The sequence below is a fragment of the Streptomyces sp. NPDC058665 genome (assembly GCF_042714995.1).
Classification (GTDB): Bacteria; Actinomycetota; Actinomycetes; order Streptomycetales; family Streptomycetaceae; genus Streptomyces.
In genome coordinates this window covers 15,404-36,054 of sequence record NZ_JBHXRX010000077.1, presented here as the reverse complement: position 1 = coordinate 36,054, position 20,651 = coordinate 15,404, and the positions used below count along the sequence as shown (strand labels likewise).

Genomic DNA, 20,651 nt, shown 5'->3' with positions numbered 1-20,651 from the left:
GGTGACCCTCAGCCGTACACGCTCGATCGCGCGGGTGACCGTCGTGTCGACACCCTCCTCGGTACGGGTGAGCGTGATCAGCGAGGACCGCGCCGACCGCCGTCACACGGAAGAGGCACCTCAGGCCCATGGCCGTGCCGCGGACGCCGGCGTGACCGTGGCCAGAACGACGCGGGACGGAAGCCTGTGGGTGGAGGCTGTCTGGCAACGACCCACAGAACTCCAGGAGTTGACCCGACATGAGTGACAGCACACCGGTCAGCGTGGTCGTCGTGGACGACCATCCCGCCATCCTCTCCGGCATCGAGGCGTGGTACGCCGTGTCCCGGCGGCCCATCACCGTGGTCGCGGCCGGTTCCTCCGTACAGGAAGCCTGGACCGCGCCGGGCAGTACGGCCGATGTCGTCGTGTGGAAGACCCGTTACGCGGTCCGCTCCGGATTGGAGGGCGCAGTCGACGAGTTCGCCCACCGACCAGCGCGAGATGCCCTGCTCAGTCAGGCCGGATGAGGAATCCGCATCTTCCGAGGTCCGAGAGGAAATCCCGGACCCCGCTCCGGGCCAGACCTGGATCTATCCCGTATCGGAGGGCAACTGCGTTTTCGATGTCGTCCACCGGGGTCTCCCCATCGCACAAGGACCAGATGTAGCCGCCGACTTCGTTGGTCCGGTAGCGGTCGATGCGCTGCACCAGGAAGGTGGCGCCGCCGCCGCGGTAGGTGCGTACGTCGATCTCGCGCCGCGGGCAGGGCGGGGCGGCCTCGCCGGGAGCCACCGCTCGTTTCGTCCCGGCACTCATCGTTGCTCCGTGAGGGCACGCTCAACGGCCAGGAACAGCCGGTGGCACAAACGCGCGGTCTCGGACGCCCATTCGCCCGGAGAGTCGACGCAGCCGGCCATGGAAAGTACTCGCCATGCCTCCTCGGAGGAAATCTCCGGCGGCTGGTGGCGTTCCAGGCGCTGCGGAAGCCACTTCCGGCTGGGGCAGATGTCTCCGTGGGCGGCAAGGACCGCGGACAGCGCGATGATGAAGGCTTCACGGGCAGCCAGAGCCGCCGATCTGGCGTCTCCGTTCGAGAGCATGCCGAGCACGTCCTCAAGGCGGTTCTCGCCGCCCACCTTGTGGTCCTCGGCGAGCCACAGCGCATAGTCGGATTCGACTATCGCCTGGCGTTGCCGCCCCCACCAGTCCGAACCGGTGAGCGGCCTGCCCACGCACAGGCGGTAGAACAGGTCTCGCTCGTGCAGCGACATGCTTCCGGTGTAGCCCTGATAGTGGTTCCGGCCGTCCTCGGTCGGCCTGACGAAACGGCTGACCAGTTCATCGATTTGCGCGACATGCCATACTTCGATGTCGACGCGGAACGGGCCGAGCTGGCCCAGCGCTATCCACACCGTCGGATCCTGGGTGGACACCGACTCCTCCATGAGAAGAAGCGACGGTGACCGCGGGGGCTCGGCCTCCTCGGTGACGACGAAGGCGTCGATGTCGCTCTTCACATTGCCCCAGCCCTCCACGAGGGAGCCGCTGAGGAACGTGCACGCCGCCGTGGAGAACTGAGGGTAGGCGTCGAGGAATTCCTCACGGGTGGGCAACGTCCCGCTGCGTACGGCCTCACGGAGAGCCGCACTCTGTTCCGCACTTGCCTCCTCTCCGCTGCCTTTCCTCAGTTCCAGTACCGGGCTTTCAAACGTCATCGATCTCTCCGTTCCTGTGGCCGTCCCGGCCATCCTGCTTGTGCTGTGGCTTGTCATACGGTGTCGAGAGTCCCGCCGCGGACGCTGGAGCGTTCGAAGAAGCGGAGCAGCAGCGCGGCGAGCAACGCGTAGGCCAGGCAGAGCGCCAACTCCGTCAGCACCGGGCCCCGCACCACGGAGAAGTCCGAAGAGCCGCTCGCACAGGCACGCGCGGCCTCGATCGCGTGGGTGAGTGGCAGTACCTCTCCGAGGCTGTCCATCCATGTCGGGAGGTGTTCTCTGGGCACCACGCCACCGGTCAGAAGGATCAGCAGCGTGTTGGTCACGTTCGCCGTGATCAGTGTGTTGCGCACACGCAGCCCGATCGAGCCGATGACCATGCCGAACGCGGTGCCGGACAGCGCGGCTGACAGCAGCGCGACGGACAGTGGACCGAGGGCGCTCGCGGGTACGGCGGCGCCGAGCAGGACCGTGGCGCAGGCCAGGGTGAAGACCATCACCAGCAACGCGTTTCCAATGTACGGAAAGGCCCTGCCACCCCAGAGCGCGAGCCTGCTGCGTGGACTGAGCAGCACCGGGCCAAGGGTGCCGAACCTCCGCTCGTTGGCGATGGCCATGGTGCCCCCGGTCACGCACGGGCCGGTTGCCGAGAGGACGACGTTGCCGAGGATGTAGAAGTCGTCGTTCGCGGTCCCCGTGTGCCGTCCCAGCAGAACGAAGAACAGCAGCTGGAACACCGGGGCGGCGAGGAGGGAGCCGATGAAGAGTGAGGGAGTGGCCCAGTTGAAGAGAGCACGGTAGGAGATCAGGCCCCCCGTCCCGATCAGCCGCAGGGTACGCATCAGGAGCGTCCTTTCATGCCAGAGCCAGTGAGGCGGTCACTCTTGCCCGATGCTCGACATGTCTGAGGGCCAGAAGGGACAGGCCCAGGTATACGAGGCCGGTCAGTACCGCGAGGGTGGCCGGCCAGGCCACGGGTTCGGCGGCGAGCGCGCGGTGCACAGCCTCCGCGCCCCACGTGCTGGGCAGGATCCAGGAGAGCGGGTGCAGCCAGCCGGGGAGCAGCGCCAGGGGCATGATGGTCCCGGAGAGCATCCACACCGGGTGGTCGAGGGTGTTGACGACCGCGTTGGCGTTGCGCATGAGCACGAATGTGGTGGCGAGCAGCATGCCCATCATCCCGGTCGCGAACAGGCAGACCATCAGGGCGAACAGAAGTGCCGCAGGTGCCGGATAGTCAAGGGGCGTGCCGAAGAAGGCGGCGCCGCAGAGGACCGTGGCGACCATGGAGTAGAGGCCGATGGCCGACGACGACACCGCCACGGGAATGAGCGCGAAGCTGAAGGGGGTGGGCGCCACCATGACCGGTTCGAGCGTTCCCCGGAAACGCATGTCCTGGATGGCCGTACCCGAACCGAAGAGGACCGATGACCACACACCCATGAGGCCGGCGCTGACGGCAGCCTCCGGGAGTGTGTCCGGACGGCGAGCCGCGTCGAGCAGATAAAGAGCCACCAGGGCGTAGACCACCGGAGTGATCATGGTGAACAGAAGCCAGATCCGGGAGCGGGAGGCGCCGACGAAATGCACCCGGATGCCGGCCGTCACCACACGGCATACGTGGGCAGCGGTCATACTGCCGCCTCCGGCGATGTCTTCCGGTCCGTGGCACCGGGCTCGGCACCCGAGCCGACGATGGCCACGTAGGCGTCCTCAAGGGTGGGTTCTCTGCTGGTCAGCCTGGTGATACGCAGACCTCGCAGCGCACTCACGACTTGGGTGTGGATCTCTGTGCCGTTCTCCCCTCGTACGGTGAGCACCGTCTCCGAACCGTCGGTCCGCGTTACCGCGACACCTTGTACGGACGGCAGGTCTCGCAGCCTCGACAGGTGTGTCTCGTCGGCTCCACGCACCGTCGCCTCCACCACGGTTCCCCGTGCGACGGAGCCCTTGAGTTCGTCCGGCGTGCCCAGCGCCCGAATCACACCGGAGTCCACGATGGCTATGCGGTCGCACAATTCGTCCGCTTCGGCCATGTAGTGGGTGGTGAGCACTGTGGTGACACCCTCACCGGACAGTTCGGCCACGGTGCGGCGCAGTTCGCGTGCGGCCACTGGGTCGAGACCGAGTGAAGGTTCGTCCAGGAAGAGGACCTGAGGACGGTGCAGAAGACCTCTGGCGATGTGCAGTCGTTGGCGCATGCCGCGGGAGTAGCCCTCAACCCGCTCGTGTGCCCGCCCTGACAGCCCGACCTTGTCCAGGAGTTCGTGGACGCGGCTGCGCTGCTCCCTCGGGGGGACGCCGTAGAGTTCCGCGAAGTACCGCAGGTTGTCGTTGGCGGACAGCCGGTCGTACAGGCCCTTGTCGCCGCCGAAGACATAACCGATACGGCGACGGACCTCCACAGGGTCCTTGGCCACGTCGAACCCCAGTACCCGTGCTGTGCCACTGGTCGGCAACAGCAGAGTGTTCAGCATCTTGATCGTCGTTGTCTTGCCGGCGCCGTTCGGCCCCAGGAGCCCGAAGGTCTCACCCGGGTACACCGAGAAGCTCACCGTTCGCACGGCTTCCACGGTCTCGAAGGTGGGCCTGAGCCATCCTTTGCGCAGGTTGTACGTACGCGTCAGGTCGACGGCCTGGATGGCCGGTCGGTCACGGAACTGATCAGTCACGGGGTTCCTTTCCCGCCCCCCGGTGCCAGCGGAAGCACCTGGTCCTCGGTGAATGTCCGGATCCCCGCCACTCCGTGGGCGCGTCCGGTTCCGGAGTGCTTGAACCCGCCGAACGGCGCGCGGCCGTCGAAGGGCGAGTCGTTGATCCCGACCTGGCCGGCGCGGATTCCGGTGGCGACGGCCAGGGCCCTGTCCCGGTCGGCGCTCCACACCCTGGCACTCAGGCCGTAGTGTCCGGCGTTGGCGAAGGTGACGGCCTGTTCGGTGGTCTCGTAGGGCACGACGGACAGGACCGGGCCGAAGATTTCCTCCGTGGCGAGCCGGGACCAGGGGTCCGTGCCCAGACAGACGGTCGGCCGCACGTAGTAGCCGCCCCCGGCGGCGGGGGGCGGCGCGCCGAGCATCCGTGTGCCGGCCGCGCGTGCAAGGCCGAGATAGCCCCGTACGCGGTCCAGTTGGGCGGCCGAGACCAAGGGCCCACGCACGGTTTCAGGGTCCAGTGGATCGCCGGTTCGCTCGCCTCGGAGCACGTCCTCGGCGATCTGGGCGACATCGTCCATGAGACGACGTGGCACCAGGAGTCTGGTGAGCGCGGAGCAGATCTGGCCGGAGTTGAAGAAGCAGCTCTCCAGTGTCGCCCTGACCGCCTGTTCCAGGTGGGTCTCGTCGAGGACCACTGATGGGGACTTGCCGCCGAGTTCGAGGAGGACCCGTTTCAGCGACCCGCCCGCCTCACGGGCAACCGTCCGGCCGCGTTGTGTGGAGCCCGTGAAGGCGATCAGGTCCACCGCCGGGTGGGCAACCAGAGCGGCGCCCGTATCCGGCCCGCCGCTGACCAGGTTGAAGGCCCCAGGCGGCCAGCCGGCCTCGGCCACGAGGCCGGCGAGGGCCAACGGGGAGAAGGGCGCGAGTTCGCTGGCCTTGACCACACTGGGGCATCCGGCCGCGAAGGCTTCGGCCACCCGGCCGAGGATCTGGTGCAGAGGGAAGTTCCAGGGGGTGATGCACGCAACGACCCCGACCGGTGGGTGGCGGACCACCGACTGCTGGGTGCGCTCGTCCGCGAGAGCGTCCGGGGCCATGGCCACGGCGTCCTCGATCACCTCGGCACACCATCCGACCTGTGCTTCGACGGACTGTCGCAGAGGCATTCCCATCTCGGCGGTGATCAACCGCGCGAGTTGTTGGGTGTCCCTGGCCAGCAGGTCACGCAGCCGGAGCAGCAACCTCTGGCGCTCGGCGAGCGGAAGAGCGGCACACACCGGCGCAGCTGCCCTGGCCTGTTCGACCGCTTGACCGACGTCCTGGGCGGTGGCGGCCACCACCCGGCCCAGAAGGCGGCCCGTCGCTGGGTTCATGACGTCCAGCGCCTCACCGTGTGCCGGCACCCAACGGCCACCCGCGTGGAACAGGGTGGCCCGCTTCCCCCCTGTCAGCTCGGCTGTCGCGGTCATTTCACCACCTCCGCCTCGTCCGCCGACAGACTTGTGGCAGCTTCGGTGTCACCGCCGTACAGGTTCATGAACATGCCTTCGCGCTCAGCCGGGCCGAAGACCCTACGGGTCCGTCCACCGTCGAAGACAGCCACGTCAGGCAGGTCACAGCCCCACAGCTCGCTGTAGACCGTGGTGTAGGCCCCGCAGTCCAGCATGGCGAGACCGGACCGGTCGACCGACTCGGGAAGCGGGGCGTTGCCGCAGATCAGATTGGGCGCGGCGATGGCGTCGGAGAGGTGATACGTCTGCCAGGTGTCCCCGGCGTTCCACGTCAGGGGAACAGGACGGTAGGCGCGGTCCGGAAAGGGCACCAGGACGTTCGTCCCGATCTCTGTGATTGCCCAGTGCGCGTCCGCCGTTTGCTTTGTTCCGAGGACCCGGGTGAAGGCCACAGCCGCGTCGGACACCAGGTGCCGGCCAGGTTCCAGTATCAGGCGGAAACCGGGCCTCATGCCGGAGAGCGCGTCCTTCGCGACGTCGGCGAAGTCGTCACAGTCAACTCCCTGCTGCTCCATCACATGGCGTGACTCCAAACCGCCGCCGAGGTTGACGATGGCGACACGGCGCCGGTCGGTGGAGGCGTCGGCGGCGAGATCGCCCAGCGCGCGGACCAGAGTGCCGAACCGCTGTGGGTCCACACATTTGCGCAGCTGATGGCTGTGCACTCCGACAGTGCCCAGATCCGGTGACCGCAGGGCCGCTTCGAGGAGCGCGCCCGCCTCCTTGGCCGGTGTGCCCAGTTTGGAACTGCCGCCGAAGAACGTGTCCGTCTCGAACGGGTTCACACGCACGGTGACGTCAGGGCGTACGCCGAGCCGCCGGGCCGTGGCGCACACCGCCTCCAGTTCCTCCAGGCCGTCGACGCCGATCACCCGGGCTCCGGCGCTGAGCACAGTCTCGCGGAACTCCTCGTTCCGGCGAACGGCGTTGGCCACCACGGTGTCCGGGGCGAAGCCGTACCGAAGGGCGAGTCGCCACTCGAAAGCGCTCATGATCTCGGCCCCGGCACCGGCGGCGTGCAACGCCTGCGCGATTGCCGGTACGTAACAGCTTTTCAGAGCGAAATAAACCAAGGCGTCCGAACCGAAATGCCGTGAGAATGCGCCTTGAAGGTTGCGGTAGTTGCTGACCGCCCGCTCCGGAAAGAAGACGATCCGAGGGTGATCTCCCGGCCACAGTTCCGTTGCCGGCGCTCCGAATGCGTGCAGCAGTCCGTCAGCGTAGCTGAGATAGGGGACGACCTCGTCGATGCGCCTCAGTTGTTCGCGGGACAATCCGCGCAGCGGTGTGTCCGCGTCTTCCCGCATCCGTGTTCCTCCCTGGGCCTTCGGTCTGGGGCACAGAATTGTCGGCGTCCAGCCCGTAAGTCAATGCCGTTCAAAGGGATTTCGCCGGCCGAAATTTTGAACGCCCGGACATTCGCGAGGGGTGGAAGATGGCGCCGATTTTGCGGCACCATGTCGGCCGAGCGGTGACTCTGACCGGAGCATCCGAGCCCCTCACCCCTGGAGCAGCCTTGTCGAGCTCTCTCCTTGCCCGGCCGGAGTCAGTGCGTGTCCGGCACACACGGGACCGGTTCGCCGTCCTCGTGGGCCGGGCAGTGTCCGGCTATCACCTCCGCACGGGCCGCCCCGGCGGTTCCTTCGCCGGGGGACGTGCCGCCCTGCGTATCTCACCCCGAGTACTGCGTTCCCTGGCAGGACAGTTCACTGTCACGCTGGTCAGCGGCACCAACGGCAAGACGACCACCACCCGTCTCGCGGCGGAGGCGCTGGCCACTTCCGCCGGCGTCGTCAGCAACAGCCTCGGAGCCAATCTGCCCGACGGAATCACGACCGCGCTCCTGTCCGCGGGCAGTGAAGTCGAACACGCTGTCCTTGAGGTCGACGAGCGCCATCTGCCACGAGCCGTCCTGGAGACGGATCCCAGCCTGGTCATCCTGCTCAATCTGAGCAGAGATCAGTTGGACCGCAATCCAGAGTGCCGGATGACGGCCGAGTCGTGGACCACCGCGCTCGCCGGTACCCGGGCGACCGTGGTGGCCAACGCCGACGACCCATGGATCGTCTGGGCGTGCCGCAACGTCCCCAGGGTTGTTTGGGTTTCCGTGCGGCAGCGCTGGACCGAAGACTCGTGGGTCTGTCCCGCATGTGGCAACCGACTGGTCAGGGAGGGAGAGAGCTCCTGGAACTGCACGCATTGCACCTTGTCCCGTCCCTCTCCCCGATGGACCCTCGACAACGGCCGTGCCGTCGACTCGCGGAGCGGGACGGCACACCTGTTGAGCCTGCGACTGCCAGGCAGAATCAACGAGGCGAACGCGACCATGGCACTGGCCGCCGCACGGATCCACGGTGTGCCCGCAGGCCGGGCACTGAGCGGAATGGCCGACGTCGGCAGTGTGTCGGGGCGATATGAGGACTTTCAGTACCAGGGGCGACGCGTCCGTCTCCTGCTTGCCAAGAATCCCGCCAGCTGGCTGGAGACGATGGATGTACTCATGGACAGCCCTCGCGTGCTGTTCTCCCTCAACGCACGGGAACTTGACGGACTCGACACCTCGTGGCTGTGGGACGTCGACTTCTCGGGACTGCGGAACCGGTCGGTCTTCGTCACAGGAGAACGCCGTTACGACATCGCCACACGGCTGTACTACGAGCAGGTCCCGTTCCAAATGGTCGACTCCCTCGCCGCGGCTTGCGTACGAGACGAAGCCACGGACGTCGGTGACCGGCTCGATGTGGTCGCCAACTACACCGCTTTCCTCTCCGCCATTCGCACCGTCCGGAGCACCGGACCGCGGTCCGTCGAGACGGGGCGACGATGACCGCGGAGCATCTCACCATCGCCTGGATCTGCCCCGAACTCCTTGGCACCTATGGAGACCGAGGCAATGTCATCGCCCTGGTCTCTCGCGCGCGGGCACGAGCCATCCCGATCAGGGTCGTCCGGGTCGACGCGGGACAGCCAGTGCCGGAGTCGGCCGACATCCATATCCTCGGTGGCGGTGAGGACCTGGCCCAGGAGGAAGTCGCGAGACAACTCGGCAACGACCGGGGACTGCGCCGTGCGGCCGAAGCCGGCCGTGTCGTTTTCGGCGTATGCGCGGGCTACCAGCTCCTCGGGACGAGCTTCGTCACCCACGACGGCAGGACGGCCGACGGGCTGGGGCTGCTCGACATCCGCAGTGAGCACGCAGCCCGGCGCGCCGTTGGTGAGCTGCTGGGCACGGTGCCTGCGCCCCTGTCACTGCCCCCGGTCACCGGTTTCGAGAACCACCGCGGAACCACCGTGCTGAGCGGAGATACGCGCCCCCTGGCCCGGACGATGGTCGGTGTGGGCAATGGCGACGGGACCGAGGGCGGCTTCCACCGTCACATCATGGGCACTTATCTGCACGGACCCGCGCTGGTGCGCAACCCCGCGCTCGCCGACCTCCTGCTCTCCTGGGCTACCGGTGGCAGTCTGCCGGTGATGAACGATCCCTGGACCGAGGGCCTCCGCAGCGAACGTCTGACAGCCCTGGGCCATAAGCCCGTGACATGCATCGAGACTGAGGGAGCTGCGAAATGATCCTCCGGCAGCGGGAATTCTTCGGCTGGCCCCCCACCGAAGCGGATCCCGCCGAACCTAGCGAAGGGCTCGTACTGCACTACAACGGCAGCGCCACCAGCTTGCGCGAGCATGCGGACTGCGTCGCCTACTGGCAGCGTGTCCGCAGGTTTCACATCGACGGCAATGGATGGGTGGACATCGGTTACAGCTTCGGAGTGTGCCCGCACGGCGAAGTCTTCGCCGGGCGCGGGTTCGACAGATACCAGGCCGCCCAGGGCACCACTGCCGGAAACACTGATTACTACAGTGTTTCCCTCATGATCGGCGGTGTCGAAAGCCCCACGGAAGTCCAACTCGGCGGGCTCGCCGAGTTCCGTGGCCTCCTGCTGGATCTTGGGGTCACGCCCTGCGTACGGGGGCATAGGGAATTCTTTGCCACGGAATGCCCAGGCGCGGTCGTCGGGGAACTCCTGGACCAGGGTTTTTTCTCCTGACCCGAGGCGTCGAACCCCGTCGCTCCACATTCTCACCCTCTCACCGGTTGAGATCGAGCATTACCCCGACAGCATCACCGTAGGTACGCCGCAGACGTTCCTCGCGGGCTCCCGGGCCGTAGGGACTTGACAACCCGGAAGCGGACGGGCCACCAACTGAAGCCCGCCCAGCACCGCATCGGCCCACATCCGCCAGGTTCCGGGCCGTTTTCGCCGCCCATGCTGCCATGGGCCATCTCCGCCAGGACCCGCGGATCACGCTCACCGCGGATCAGGTCCCGCGGCTTCCGGATCGGCTCGGGCGGCACGAACGAGGGGCGGACCAGGCCGTGCTCGACCAGTTCGGCGATCCACTCGACGTCCTTGACGTCGGTCTTGCGGCCGGGCACGGCCTTCATGTGCCGGGCGTTGAGCAGCCAGCACTCGATGTCGTGCTCCAGCAGGTAGAACACGGGCTTCCGTCTCACCCAAGGCTGAGAGGGGGGCACCGGTCGGACGCTGCAGCCTTGAGGGCGCGAGCACCTCAGAAAACACCGGGCCTCCCGCGAATGTAGGCGCTACCGGCCAGACTGCGCCCGACCGGCAACCCGCGACAACTTGCGAGCGAGGCCCGGGGCCACGACCGGCGCCTACAGGCCGTCTAGGCTTCAGCGGCCCTGGCCCTGGCTGCCGCCGGCGGATAGACGTCGTCGAACATCCCCTGCTTGAGTCCTTCGAGATGGCCGAGTACCTCGTCAAGCCCGGTGACGTCGGCATACTTCATATGAATGTCCATCAAGCTCACTTTGTGGGAGAGTACCGCCCGGTCGAAGACGGCCTCATGCGGGATGGTGACACGAAGGTCGTAGGAGATGGCGTCCACGGTCGTGGCCCGCACACAACCGCTCGTGGTCGTGCCCGTGACGATCAGCGAGTCGGCGCCGAGCATCGTCAGGTGACTCATCAGCGGTGTACCGAAGAAGGCTGAGGGCTTCCGCTTCTCGATGAGGATGTCATCGGCTTCTGGTGCGACCTCGGCGACGATCCGGTTGCCCATGTGTCCGTTCACGTCCACCGCATCATCGCTGCGGGTGCTCTTCGACGTCCAGACGCCGAGGTCGAATCCATCCGGCCGCCGTGGGTTGGTCGTGTAGATCACCGGTAGCCGCTTGCGTCGTGCGACCTCCAGCAGCCGCACGATCGCCGGTATCGCCGTGGTCCAAGCGACCTCGCCGCACGAGTATCGCCAGCGTTCGATCGATTCGAGTATCGGCTCGGGCCGGTCTCCGCAGAAGTTGTAGTTCAGGTCGACGATCACCAGCGCCGGCCGTCGGCCGAAGCCTGCCCGACGTCCCCAGCCCGCGGCTTCGAAGACCGTCCGGTCGGTCTTGCCGAGGACATCCGCCCAGACCTCGTCGTTGACGGCAGCTTCTTCGTTGATGTCACTGCCCCGGGTGTTGTCCCTCATCGCCCGACCTCCCCGAGCCTGTCTGCGCGCACGGAGGTGTAGAGCTGGGTCTCCGCGCTGAAGCCAGGCCGGCTGAAGTCCGAACCGCTCCACCGGGGGTGCGACAGGTCGACGGCGGTCGGCTCCGCAACCGGGTAAATGTGCGGTGCGCGTCGCGGGTGCCGAGCCAGATACTCGCCCCGGGGTTCGGCTACCGGACGCATCCCCGGGGAGTCGTCGGCCCATTCGGCGGTGACCTTGCCACGCATGATCGTCTTGATCGGCCAGCCGTGGAAGGTGTGGCCTTCCATGATCGACCATCCCGCTCGGGTGTTGATGTGTTCCTTGCCGACGGTGACCTCGCGTCCGGCGTCGACGATGACCATGTCCGCGTCGAAGCCGGGCAGCAGCGAGCCCTTGCGGCCCCAGAGGCCGCTGGTCTTGGCCGGATTCTCGCAGCTGACCTGCACCAGGCGTTCCATGCTGATCCGGCCCTTGTGTACGCCTTCGGACAGGAGAACGGGCAGGAAGAGTTCGACCCGGCTGAAGCCGGTACGGCAGTCCCAGATGTTTGGGTTGTACATTTCTTCGAAACTCGCCGGCTCCCAGCCGACCACATGATCGGACCCGACGACGTCCACGGTGCCGTCGGCAAGTGCCTGCCACAGGGCATCGATGTTCTCCCGGCGCCGCAGCGGCACGTTGATCCGCCAGCCGTCCTCCGGCTGCGCCCACAGCCATGCCGGGCCGGTCTGCGCGAACACCCTCGCACCCTCCGCGCGTGCCTTCGCGACCTCCTCGAAGCTGAGGCGCGTGGTGCAGTGCTGAAGGTACAGCGGAGGATTTCCCGGCGTCTGCTGCGCCAGATATGAGTAGGCCCGGATGTGCTGTGCCTCGAGGAAGTCGGGGGAACGGTCTGTCCAGGCGCCGAAGTCGGTGCGGCCGGCCGCGCGCAGACGTTCCTCGAAGACCCGGCCGATCTCCCAGTTCTCCGGGTGGATGTGGACCATCCCCGGGTAGCCGAGGTGGGCCACTTGCTCCATCACCTGGTAAACGGTTCCGTCGTCGATGCCAGTACCGAGACCTGCGCGCCGAGACGGCCAGTTGCTGTCGTCACCGTCCCTCATGGCCTTGAGGCCGCGCGTCTGCAGGTAGAGCTTGAACGAGGTGACGCCATGCGCCTCGGCATATTCTTGGATCTCGTGGGCCTGCTCATCGGTTTCGAGCATGTACGTGAGGTAGGCGTCAACGTGCGAAACGGTCTCGATCACCTTCCGAGCCGAAGGGAAAGCCTGATGGAACGAGACCACGTCGGCCCGGTTGACGACCTCTTGGAACGGTTCGGTACCCATGCGCGTCACCGGCGCCTGGATTCCCCAGGTGGTCACCCCGGCGCACGCCGCGGTCCGCGACTCGGTGCGCATGTCGTATTCGAAGGGCACGTAGCAGCCGGGGTGGGCCTCCGAGTCGACGATGCCTGGGAGGATGTAGTTCCCGTGAGCATCGATGCGTTCCTTCGCAGGTGGTAGCAACTCCTCGGGCGCGAGGGCGACCACCTTTCCGTCCTTGACGCCTACCGCCACGTTGTGGCGTCCATCGCCGAGCACGACGGTCCCGTTCGCTACGACGAGATCAAGAATTTCCCCAGCCACGATATGTCCTCCGGTGAGTGCGCGATAAATGGTGAGCGCGAGGAATGTGAAGGAACCCGCGCATTGACAGGGCGATACGCCGATCGGTGGGACGAAGTGCATTCGGGCAGGCGGATCGCCTAATGCGATGAAGGGTTGCAGCCTGACTGAGGCCCGCATGGCGAGGCATTCCCGCCCCATGGCGTGACGCGATCTCCTGGCGACAGTACGGCGGTTCCTCGTCGCGCGCACGTGTGTGACGCGCAAACCAATCTGTTTCCCGGAGACGTCTGTTCGACTGAGGATTGTCGGCAGTTGAACAGGGATCTGGATCCCGGCTGGGGCTTATGCGTGCACCGGCTTGCCATGGATGCCTCATCGCCGAAATCGGCCCCGTGTTCAGGCCGGCGCAGGGGGATGCCCCCGAACCTCGGCCCCCGGAGAATATTGCCACCCTGCGCGGCTTCGCCATCAACCGACTCCGTACCGCCGGCCACACCCACATCGCCGCCGGACTCCGCACGACAGCGCTCCGCCCCTACGAGCGGCCGCTGGCCATCCTCGGACTCAACTGACCTGCGCCGACGCAAGGTCAGGGGACTTTGTAGTCACCCTGGGCTCTCGGAGCCGTGGTTGACGCCCTCATCCCACGGCCTGCTCCCGCACTGACCCGCCGTCAACAAACCACCGCTGGGACGCTGCGGCCGCCAGGAGCGCGCCCGGTCACCCATGATGCATTGACACTTGGTGTGATCGTCGCGATGAATTGTCCTGCTCAAGCTCGGGTGGTTTACCGTGTGATCGAACCCTGGGTGGGCCGTATCGAATTCGCGTTGCGGGTTGGCGATATCGGCGACAAGTCTCTTGTGACGTTGCCTGCGGCCGCGTCACGATGGTGGAACGAGCGATCACGCCCGGGTCGTGTGAATGTCGGCGGCACCTCTCATCGTCGTTGACGGAAGCCTGGTGCGAAATGGAGGAGAGCTTGATGGCTGGAAGAACCGATGAACTCGCGCGCGGCGCGACACGGTGCGAGGACGAGCAAGAGATCGGCCGCAGTGAAATCCGGCAGGCCCCAGCGACTACCGCTGTCACCGTTAGGCACAACTTCGAAACCGCGCATCGACTGCCGCAGCTGGGCGGAAAATGCCAGAATCTCCACGGTCACTCCTGGTGGGTGGAGGCAACCGTCGCGGGCGAAGCCGCACCCGACGGCATAGTCGTGGAATTCCATGACTTGAAGAGCTACCTGCGGGAGTGGATCGACAGCAATCTCGATCACGGGACCATGTTGGGCCGCGAGGACGAGCTGGTGCCCGCGTTGAAGGCGGCGGACTCCAAGGTGTTCGTGTTCGGCGATTCGGATCCCTCGTTCGGTCTCAACTGGCCGACGGTTGAGAACGTCGCCGAGCTTCTCACCCGGGTCACAGCCGGATGCATCCGATCGCGAGGGTGGCCGGGTGTGCGCGTGTCCCGGGTCGTGGTGCGTGAAACCCATGTCAATGCCGCAGAGGTCTCAAGGTGAAGACAGACGAGGCTGACCAGGATCTGCTTGAGCTCGGCGACGGCAGCATGCCGGCACTGCCGGTCTCCGAGGTGTTCGGACCGACCATCCAAGGCGAAGGCCCGTACGCCGGCCGGAACGCATGGTTCGTCCGGCTCGGCGGCTGCAATCTTTCGTGTTCCTGGTGCGACTCGGCGTACACATGGGACGCGCAGCGCTTCGACTTGCGGCGCGAGATCCCGATGACACCGGTGGAGGAGGTTCTCGCCCGGATTCCCTCATCGTCGCTTGTCGTCGTCACCGGTGGAGAGCCGCTGCTGCACCAGAATCGACCCGCGTGGCGCGCACTGTGCACCGGGCTGAGGGCGCGCGGCTGCACGCTCCATGTCGAGACCAACGGAACGATCGCACCGAACGCGACCACTCGAGGCTTCGTCCAGACATTCGTGGTGTCACCGAAACTCGCAAATGCGGGTGCTCATCGCGGCAACATCGATCCGGCACTGCGCACCGCGTGGGTCGAGGTCGCGGAATCCGGCAACGCACACCTGAAGGTGGTGTGCGCTTCGATCGACGACGTCTCGGACGCCGTCGGAATCGCTCGCACAACCGGTTGGCCCCTCAGCCAAGTCTGGGTGATGCCGGAGGGGACGACCGCACAAGACCTTAACGGCCGCTGGCACGCTATCGCGGAGGCGGCTGCGCAAGCTGGCATCAACGCTACCCACCGGCTGCATGTTCTCGCCTGGCAGGATTGTAGAGGTCACTGAATGATTGACATTGACAAGGTCGCGTCGAGTGTTTCCGACCTCCTGCTCGCGCTTGGTGTGGAGCGCGATTCGCATACGTACGATACGCCCCGACGCGTCGCCGAAGCATGGGCCGAGTGTCTCGCCGGATACGACATCGATCCGGTCATGCACCTGGACGTGACGTTCACCGGGCCGTCGGATCCCGGCCTCGTCCTGCTCAGTGGGATCCGCCTGACTTCCACCTGCGCGCACCATCTGCTGCCGATCACCGGCACTGCGACAGTCGCGTATCGCCCGCGATCGGGAGCATCCATCGTCGGCTTGTCCAAGCTCGCCCGCGTGCTCCACGGGTATGCGCGGCGACTGCAGGTCCAAGAGCAAATCGGCTACCAAGTTGTGGAAGCGATACGCCAGAAGCTCGACCCGGTCGGCGCCGCGTGCATCATCACGGCGGGGCATGGCTGCATCAGCACTCGGGGCGTCCTGGAACACGGCGCGATGACGACGACGCAGGCGGCTGTCGGCGAGTGGGTGCCGGGGCATGCCGATCTTCAAGCGATTCTCGCCGAGCACGCAGCCCGGAGCGTCTGAACATTCAAGCCGGCGCGGCCGGCTTCCGGCGGCGATTGAATTCGAGAGCTCCCAATTCCTGGCCGATCTGTACAACTGAGCTGTGCAACTGAAGGGAATCCTCAGTTGCACAGAAGAGATTCGGAGCTGGACCTCCGTCATCGTCGACCGTTGTATATATGCGGGTGTTGAGAATGAACACTGCAGGCTGATATTAACCCTCTCTTCTCGACTGCTGGTTGGGCATGGTGGTCGGGCACCTGTGCGCGCCCTGACGTCGGCAACACACCGGGTGTCGATTGCGACAGACATTGACTACAGCCGTCAGACGTTCTGCGATCGGCGTAAATCATCTGCGAATGGAGAACATTGATGACCACTGTTACCAACGTGCCCACGGTCTGGTGGGCGCTGTGAAACTCGGGATACTCGCTTGGGAGCGAGCGGAGCCCGAAGCGCTCGGGATGGCGGACGTCGCCAGGGAACGCGGGCACAGCGCGATGGTGTTCGAGCTCGACGACGTACGCTGCGATCCCGGTCCCGCGGGTGCGGTAGCGACCATCCAAGGGACCCCGTTGTCGGAGTTCGACGTCATCCTCTGCCGGTGCGATCTCAGCACGCCGCCCTGGACGGAGAAGATCCAACAGCTTCTGTTGCTCAACGGCGAACCAGGCGTGACCGTCCTCGATCCGCTGCAGGTGCACATCAGGGCAGCGAGCAAGCGAGCCATGCTTCAACAGCTCACGCTGCACGGCATTCCCGTCCCTCCGACCAAGGAGTGCCATGGCGCCGCCGACGTGCGCGACGCGCTCGACCTGTGGGGCCAGGTGGTGGTCAAGCCGGCTCTGGGCTACCGAGGGCTCGACGTCGAGCGCCTCCTCGAAGGCCCGACTACCTCGGCGCTGGAGCTCACCGAAACACTCCTCGAACGGCACGGCACGCTCCTCTGCCAGCCCTACCTGGCGCACGAGGGCGACTTCCGAGTGCTCGTCATCGGGTCGAAGGTCTCCACTTGCTCGCGGTTCGACACCGCCGGCGACGACTGGAAGCCCTTTTCCGGTGACCTCGCCGACGATCCGGTGAGCTCCGCCTTCATCGAGCCGTCGGACGAACTCGCGTACCTGGCCTTGCAAGCAGTGAAGGCGACGGACCTGACCATGGCCGGCGTCGACATCATCATGAGCGGGTCCGGCCTGACGGTGATCGAGGTGAACCCGGTGCCGGGCTGGGCCGCATGGACCCCGGAGATGGCACGAGTCCCCAACGTTCAGCTCGTGGAGTTCGCGGAGACGCAGGCCAACGCTCAGGGCAGCTTCAGTGCGCAGTCGGCACGGGGGTGGAGGTGATGGACGACGGGGCGAAGAGCCGGTCGGAGGGTCGCGGAGGCCATGCCGTGGCGGGCTCGTCGACGGGGATCATCGGCACTGGCTCGTGCCTGCCGAGCACCGTCGTGACCTGCGACGAGATGGATCGGGTGCTCGATGCCAGGCCCGGCTGGACGGAGCGTGCGACGGGGGTGCGCGAACGGCGTCGTGCCCCCGCCGAGACATCGCTCACCGACCTGGCCGTCGGCGCCGGACAGGAGGCGCTCCGCGCCGCCGGTGTCAGGCCCGACGAAGTCCGGACCATCATCGTGGCCACGGTCAGCTCCGACCCGCCGGTCCCGTCGGTCGCCGCCCGGGTCCAGGACCGCATCGGCGCGACGCACGCCTTCGCGTTCGACCTCAACGCGGCGTGTGCGGGGTTCGTCTTCGCGCTGGAGGTCGCGCGGCCACTGGTCGGGGTGGATGCCGAGCGGCCGTTCGTTCTGGTCATCGGCAGTGACGTCTGGTCGCGGATGACGGCCCCGCTCGACCGTCAGACCTGGCCGCTCTTCGGAGACGGGGCCGGGGCGGTGGTGCTCGGCCCGGTCAAGGAGGGCGGGTTCATGGCGACGAAGCTCGCGACGAACGGCACACTGGGCGATTACGCCGTGGGCGGCTTCTCACCTCCGCTGCCGGGTCGGGCCCCCGAGAGTGACGCCCATCTCTTCAAGATGCGCGGCAAGGACATCGCTGAGTTGATGCTCCAGGAACTGCCGAAGCTGGTGAACACGGTGACGCAGATGGCGGACGTCAACGTAGCGGACGTCGACTACCTGATCTGTCACCAGGCGAATCCCAAACTCGTGGCGCGATGCGCCGAGGAAGCGGGCTTCGCCGGGGACCGGAATGTGAGTACCGGCCAGGTGTTCGGCAACACCGTCGGAGCGTCGGTGCCGCTCGGAATCGACACGGCGGTGCGGGACGGCCGGGTCCGACAGGGCTCTTTGGTACTGCTCGCGGCCTTCGGCGCCGGAATGTCATGGGGAGGCAGCCTGATCAGATGGTCGAACCCGGGTGCCAGGGTGGAGGAGCTGTGAACATAACCTGGAACAAGCGTCAGTTGGAGATCCGGGACCGGTTCCAGGAGGTCGCTACCGATCTGGTGGCGGTCGGGACGGAGGCCCGCGATCGAGACGGATCCTTCGATCGGAAGATCTGGAAGGAGCTGGCGGCCACCGACTTCTGGCGGCTCCAGGTACCGGTGGACATCGGGGGCCTCGGCGAGGACGGTTGGGACTGGCTGGCGGCGTTGGAAGGTCTGTCGCTCGGTGCGCGTGATCTCGGCTTCCTCATGTCCGTCGCGTCGCAGAGCGGCCTGATCCGGCTGCTGGTGACGGCCGGCACCGCGGAGCAGCAGGCCAAGTGGCTGCCGGGTCTGACATCTGGCGACATCGCCTCCACGGGGTCCACCGAGGAGTCCGGCGGGTCCGACCTCCGAGGGCTCTCCACTCGGGCGGTCGCCGCGGCCGACGGCGGCTTCGTCCTGAACGGCGGCAAGGCGCACATCACGAACGCGCCCGTCGCGGACGTCGTCATGCTCGCTGCTCGCACCGAGACCGAGCCCGGGACCTTCGAACTCAGCCTGTTCGTGACGCGTACCAGCGTCGAAGGGGTCGAGATCGGGGCCGGTGAGAATCTCCTGGGACTGCGGACGAGTCCCACCGGGCCGATCAGGTTCCGCGACGTGAGCCTTGATGCCGACGCGGTGATCGGTGGCGTCGGCAAGGGTCTGACGTGGCTCTACGAGACGTTGGCGTACGACCGAATTCTGTTCGGGATCATCGTCGGGAGCTCCCTGGAGGCACAGATCGCGCCGCTGATCCGGCAGCTTGAGACGAGGCAGGCGTTCGGCGTACCGCTGAGCGAGCATCAGTACATGCAGGAAAAGGTCGTGTCGCTCACCATGGCCGTCGAAGGCTCCCGCGCGCTGGCCTATCGGTCGTTCGACCTGCTGGAGGGCCGGCACGACGGATTCAGCCTCAGCGCCTCGGTGACGAAGCTGCTGGCCTCGACAGGTCTCGTCGGCTCGGGTCTCGACCTGGTCCAGGCGTTCGGCCACTCGGGCTACGAATCCGGCAGCGCGGTGGAACGCAACCTGCGCGACGCGGTGGCCTTCAAGATCGCTGCCGGGACGGACGAGATGCAGAAGAAGAACATCTTCAACCACGTACGGCGTGCGTCCCGGTCCCGCGAGTTCGATCGAGGCACGAGGGGGTCGGGGAAGTAATGACGGGAGCATCCACACTGCCGATGGTGGATCGGGCGAATGGGGTCATGATCGTCGACACCGACGGTCGGGAGTACGTCGACGGGTGCTCGGGCACGATCTGCGTAAACATCGGCCACGGCGTGCCCGACGTGCTGGCGGCGATCTCGGCACAGTCGCGGCTCGTGACGTTCGCCCATCGCAGCCAGTTCCGCAATCAGCCCGTCGAAGACCTGACCGCCATGGTCCTGGCGATCGCCGGCCCCGGGTACAAGGAAGTCGTCTACACCAATTCCGGCTCGGAGACGATGGAGAGCGCGCTCCGGCTCGTCATGCACCACCACGCCGGGACCGGGCGGGACATCATCGTCTCGCAGCGGCCGAGCTATCACGGCATGACCACCGGCGCGCTCGCGCTGTCCGGGCATCCGCCCCGGCGCCACAACCTTGAGCCTCTGCTCGGCGGGGTGGCGAAGCTGGAGCAGGTGTCGTCCTCGCGCGACGACGAGGTCCTCCCTTCGCTGGCGGACTGGCTGCTCGTCCTCGAACGGCTGGATCCCGCACGCATAGCCGCCGTCGTCCTGGAGCCGGTCGGAGGGGCGGCCAGCGGGGCGGCGGAGGTGGATGCCCAGACGCTCCGCGGGCTCCGTGAATTCTGTGACAGGGCCGGCGCGCTGCTGATCGCGGATGAGGTCATGACCGGATTCGGCCGGACCGGTGAGTGGTTCGGCGTCACGGAGTCCGGGATCCTGCCCGACCTCATCGTCACCGGGAAGGGCCTCAGCGGCGGCTACCTTCCCATCGGCGCTTGCATCGTGGGGGACCGCGTGCTGTCCGGTGTCTCGGCGGCGGAGGTGTCGATGGGGCACACGATGAGCGGCAACCCGCTGGCCGCCGCGGCGGCGCTCGCCGTGCTCACCTACACGAGCGAGCACCGGCTCGTCTCGCGAGCGCGGGAGGTGGGCAGCTACCTTCGGGGAGAGCTGGAACTGCTCACGGAGTCGGTTCCCTTCCTCCAGCCGCCACGTGGCCGAGGTCTCCTCCTCGGCGTGGGGATCGAGCAGAGCCCGGTCGATTTCGCGACCGCGCCGTTGAATCGCCGAATCGTCGAGGCCGCCCTGCGGGACGGACTCTTGTTGTATCCCTCGGGCGTCGACGCGCGTACGCAGTCGGTGATGGTGTGCCCGCCACTGACGATCCGTGACCGAGAGGTCGAGATGCTGATGGCACGCTTCACCCGCGCGGTGTCCCAATCGTTCGCAGCAGAGCGCGTCTGAGGACGGT

Annotated in this window: 23 protein-coding genes; 13 read left to right on the top strand and 10 right to left on the bottom strand. The window is 66.6% G+C overall.

Annotated elements, in window-relative coordinates; genetic code table 11:
- The coding region (locus tag ACFWV8_RS33445; RefSeq protein ID WP_384213056.1) for a hypothetical protein at positions 1–247 on the top strand (247 nt) is incomplete at its 5' end.
- Entirely contained in the window at positions 240–509 is a 270-nt protein-coding gene (locus tag ACFWV8_RS33440) for a hypothetical protein (RefSeq protein ID WP_384213053.1), read from the top strand. The genes ACFWV8_RS33445 and ACFWV8_RS33440, both read left to right, overlap by 8 nt.
- On the opposite strand, the gene ACFWV8_RS33435 is transcribed toward ACFWV8_RS33440, so the two are convergent.
- Genes ACFWV8_RS33435 through ACFWV8_RS33405 form a run of 7 tightly spaced genes read right to left on the bottom strand, consistent with a single transcriptional unit; the run spans position 493 to position 7,172 of the window.
- On the bottom strand, positions 493–798 hold the full coding sequence (locus ACFWV8_RS33435; RefSeq protein WP_384213050.1) for a PqqD family protein: 306 nt from the start codon (positions 796–798) through the stop codon (positions 493–495). The genes ACFWV8_RS33440 and ACFWV8_RS33435 overlap by 17 nt on opposite strands.
- Positions 795–1,730, bottom strand: coding sequence for a hypothetical protein (locus ACFWV8_RS33430; RefSeq protein ID WP_384213047.1), 936 nt, complete (start codon positions 1,728–1,730; stop codon positions 795–797). The genes ACFWV8_RS33435 and ACFWV8_RS33430 overlap by 4 nt, the downstream gene beginning before the upstream one ends.
- Positions 1,731–1,750: 20 nt before the next feature.
- Entirely contained in the window at positions 1,751–2,539 is a 789-nt protein-coding gene (locus tag ACFWV8_RS33425) for an ABC transporter permease (RefSeq protein WP_384213044.1), read from the bottom strand.
- A 13-nt stretch (positions 2,540–2,552) separates the two neighbouring features.
- Positions 2,553–3,332 (bottom strand): ABC transporter permease, encoded by a 780-nt coding sequence (locus ACFWV8_RS33420; RefSeq protein ID WP_384213041.1) that lies wholly within the window; start codon positions 3,330–3,332, stop codon positions 2,553–2,555.
- Positions 3,329–4,369 (bottom strand): ATP-binding cassette domain-containing protein, encoded by a 1,041-nt coding sequence (locus tag ACFWV8_RS33415; RefSeq protein ID WP_384213038.1) that lies wholly within the window; start codon positions 4,367–4,369, stop codon positions 3,329–3,331. Before ACFWV8_RS33415 ends, ACFWV8_RS33420 begins: the two co-directional genes overlap by 4 nt.
- Positions 4,366–5,823: an aldehyde dehydrogenase family protein gene (locus ACFWV8_RS33410; RefSeq protein ID WP_384213035.1), complete on the bottom strand. Its 1,458-nt coding sequence runs from the start codon at positions 5,821–5,823 to the stop codon at positions 4,366–4,368. Before ACFWV8_RS33410 ends, ACFWV8_RS33415 begins: the two co-directional genes overlap by 4 nt.
- Positions 5,820–7,172: a diaminopimelate decarboxylase family protein gene (locus ACFWV8_RS33405; protein WP_384213032.1), complete on the bottom strand. Its 1,353-nt coding sequence runs from the start codon at positions 7,170–7,172 to the stop codon at positions 5,820–5,822. The genes ACFWV8_RS33410 and ACFWV8_RS33405 overlap by 4 nt, the downstream gene beginning before the upstream one ends.
- A 242-nt stretch (positions 7,173–7,414) precedes the next feature.
- On the opposite strand from ACFWV8_RS33405, the gene ACFWV8_RS33400 reads away from it, so the two are divergent.
- Genes ACFWV8_RS33400 through ACFWV8_RS33390 form a run of 3 tightly spaced genes read left to right on the top strand, consistent with a single transcriptional unit; the run spans position 7,415 to position 9,914 of the window.
- Positions 7,415–8,692, top strand: coding sequence for a MurT ligase domain-containing protein (locus tag ACFWV8_RS33400; protein ID WP_384213029.1), 1,278 nt, complete (start codon positions 7,415–7,417; stop codon positions 8,690–8,692).
- The gene (locus ACFWV8_RS33395) at positions 8,689–9,438 is read left to right on the top strand and encodes a type 1 glutamine amidotransferase (protein ID WP_384213026.1); all 750 of its coding nucleotides are present in this window, start codon (positions 8,689–8,691) and stop codon (positions 9,436–9,438) included. Before ACFWV8_RS33400 ends, ACFWV8_RS33395 begins: the two co-directional genes overlap by 4 nt.
- Positions 9,435–9,914, top strand: a complete 480-nt coding sequence (locus tag ACFWV8_RS33390) for a peptidoglycan recognition family protein (protein ID WP_384213023.1) — start codon at positions 9,435–9,437, stop codon at positions 9,912–9,914. The genes ACFWV8_RS33395 and ACFWV8_RS33390 overlap by 4 nt, the downstream gene beginning before the upstream one ends.
- 74 nt (positions 9,915–9,988) lie before the next feature.
- Here the strand turns inward: ACFWV8_RS33390 and ACFWV8_RS33385 are convergent, their stop codons facing one another.
- From ACFWV8_RS33385 to ACFWV8_RS33375, 3 genes are all read right to left on the bottom strand, one after another.
- Entirely contained in the window at positions 9,989–10,381 is a 393-nt protein-coding gene (locus tag ACFWV8_RS33385) for a transposase (protein WP_384213020.1), read from the bottom strand.
- 173 nt (positions 10,382–10,554) lie between these two features.
- Complete coding sequence (locus ACFWV8_RS33380; protein WP_384213017.1) at positions 10,555–11,361, bottom strand: isochorismatase family protein; 807 nt, start codon at positions 11,359–11,361, stop codon at positions 10,555–10,557.
- Complete coding sequence (locus ACFWV8_RS33375; RefSeq protein WP_384213015.1) at positions 11,358–12,992, bottom strand: dihydroorotase family protein; 1,635 nt, start codon at positions 12,990–12,992, stop codon at positions 11,358–11,360. The genes ACFWV8_RS33380 and ACFWV8_RS33375 overlap by 4 nt, the downstream gene beginning before the upstream one ends.
- Before the next feature lie 374 nt (positions 12,993–13,366).
- Between ACFWV8_RS33375 and ACFWV8_RS33370 the strand changes: the two genes are divergently transcribed.
- The 8 genes from ACFWV8_RS33370 (at position 13,367) to ACFWV8_RS33335 (ending at position 20,644) form a co-directional block, all read left to right on the top strand.
- Positions 13,367–13,546 (top strand): hypothetical protein, encoded by a 180-nt coding sequence (locus ACFWV8_RS33370; RefSeq protein ID WP_384213012.1) that lies wholly within the window; start codon positions 13,367–13,369, stop codon positions 13,544–13,546.
- A 413-nt stretch (positions 13,547–13,959) separates the two neighbouring features.
- Complete coding sequence (locus ACFWV8_RS33365; protein ID WP_384213009.1) at positions 13,960–14,496, top strand: 6-pyruvoyl tetrahydropterin synthase family protein; 537 nt, start codon at positions 13,960–13,962, stop codon at positions 14,494–14,496.
- Positions 14,493–15,245 (top strand): 7-carboxy-7-deazaguanine synthase QueE, encoded by a 753-nt coding sequence (locus tag ACFWV8_RS33360; protein ID WP_384213006.1) that lies wholly within the window; start codon positions 14,493–14,495, stop codon positions 15,243–15,245. Before ACFWV8_RS33365 ends, ACFWV8_RS33360 begins: the two co-directional genes overlap by 4 nt.
- On the top strand, positions 15,246–15,818 hold the full coding sequence (gene folE, locus ACFWV8_RS33355) for a GTP cyclohydrolase I (RefSeq protein WP_384213002.1): 573 nt from the start codon (positions 15,246–15,248) through the stop codon (positions 15,816–15,818). It begins immediately after the preceding gene.
- 443 nt (positions 15,819–16,261) lie between these two features.
- Positions 16,262–17,143: a RimK family alpha-L-glutamate ligase gene (locus ACFWV8_RS33350; protein ID WP_384212999.1), complete on the top strand. Its 882-nt coding sequence runs from the start codon at positions 16,262–16,264 to the stop codon at positions 17,141–17,143.
- A 47-nt stretch (positions 17,144–17,190) separates the two neighbouring features.
- Complete coding sequence (locus ACFWV8_RS33345) at positions 17,191–18,198, top strand: 3-oxoacyl-ACP synthase III family protein (protein WP_384212996.1); 1,008 nt, start codon at positions 17,191–17,193, stop codon at positions 18,196–18,198.
- A complete protein-coding gene (locus ACFWV8_RS33340; protein ID WP_384212994.1) occupies positions 18,195–19,388 on the top strand; it encodes an acyl-CoA dehydrogenase family protein in 1,194 nt (397 codons plus the stop codon). The genes ACFWV8_RS33345 and ACFWV8_RS33340 overlap by 4 nt, the downstream gene beginning before the upstream one ends.
- The gene (locus tag ACFWV8_RS33335; protein WP_384212991.1) at positions 19,388–20,644 is read left to right on the top strand and encodes an aspartate aminotransferase family protein; all 1,257 of its coding nucleotides are present in this window, start codon (positions 19,388–19,390) and stop codon (positions 20,642–20,644) included. Before ACFWV8_RS33340 ends, ACFWV8_RS33335 begins: the two co-directional genes overlap by 1 nt.
- Positions 20,645–20,651: the final 7 nt, after the last annotated feature.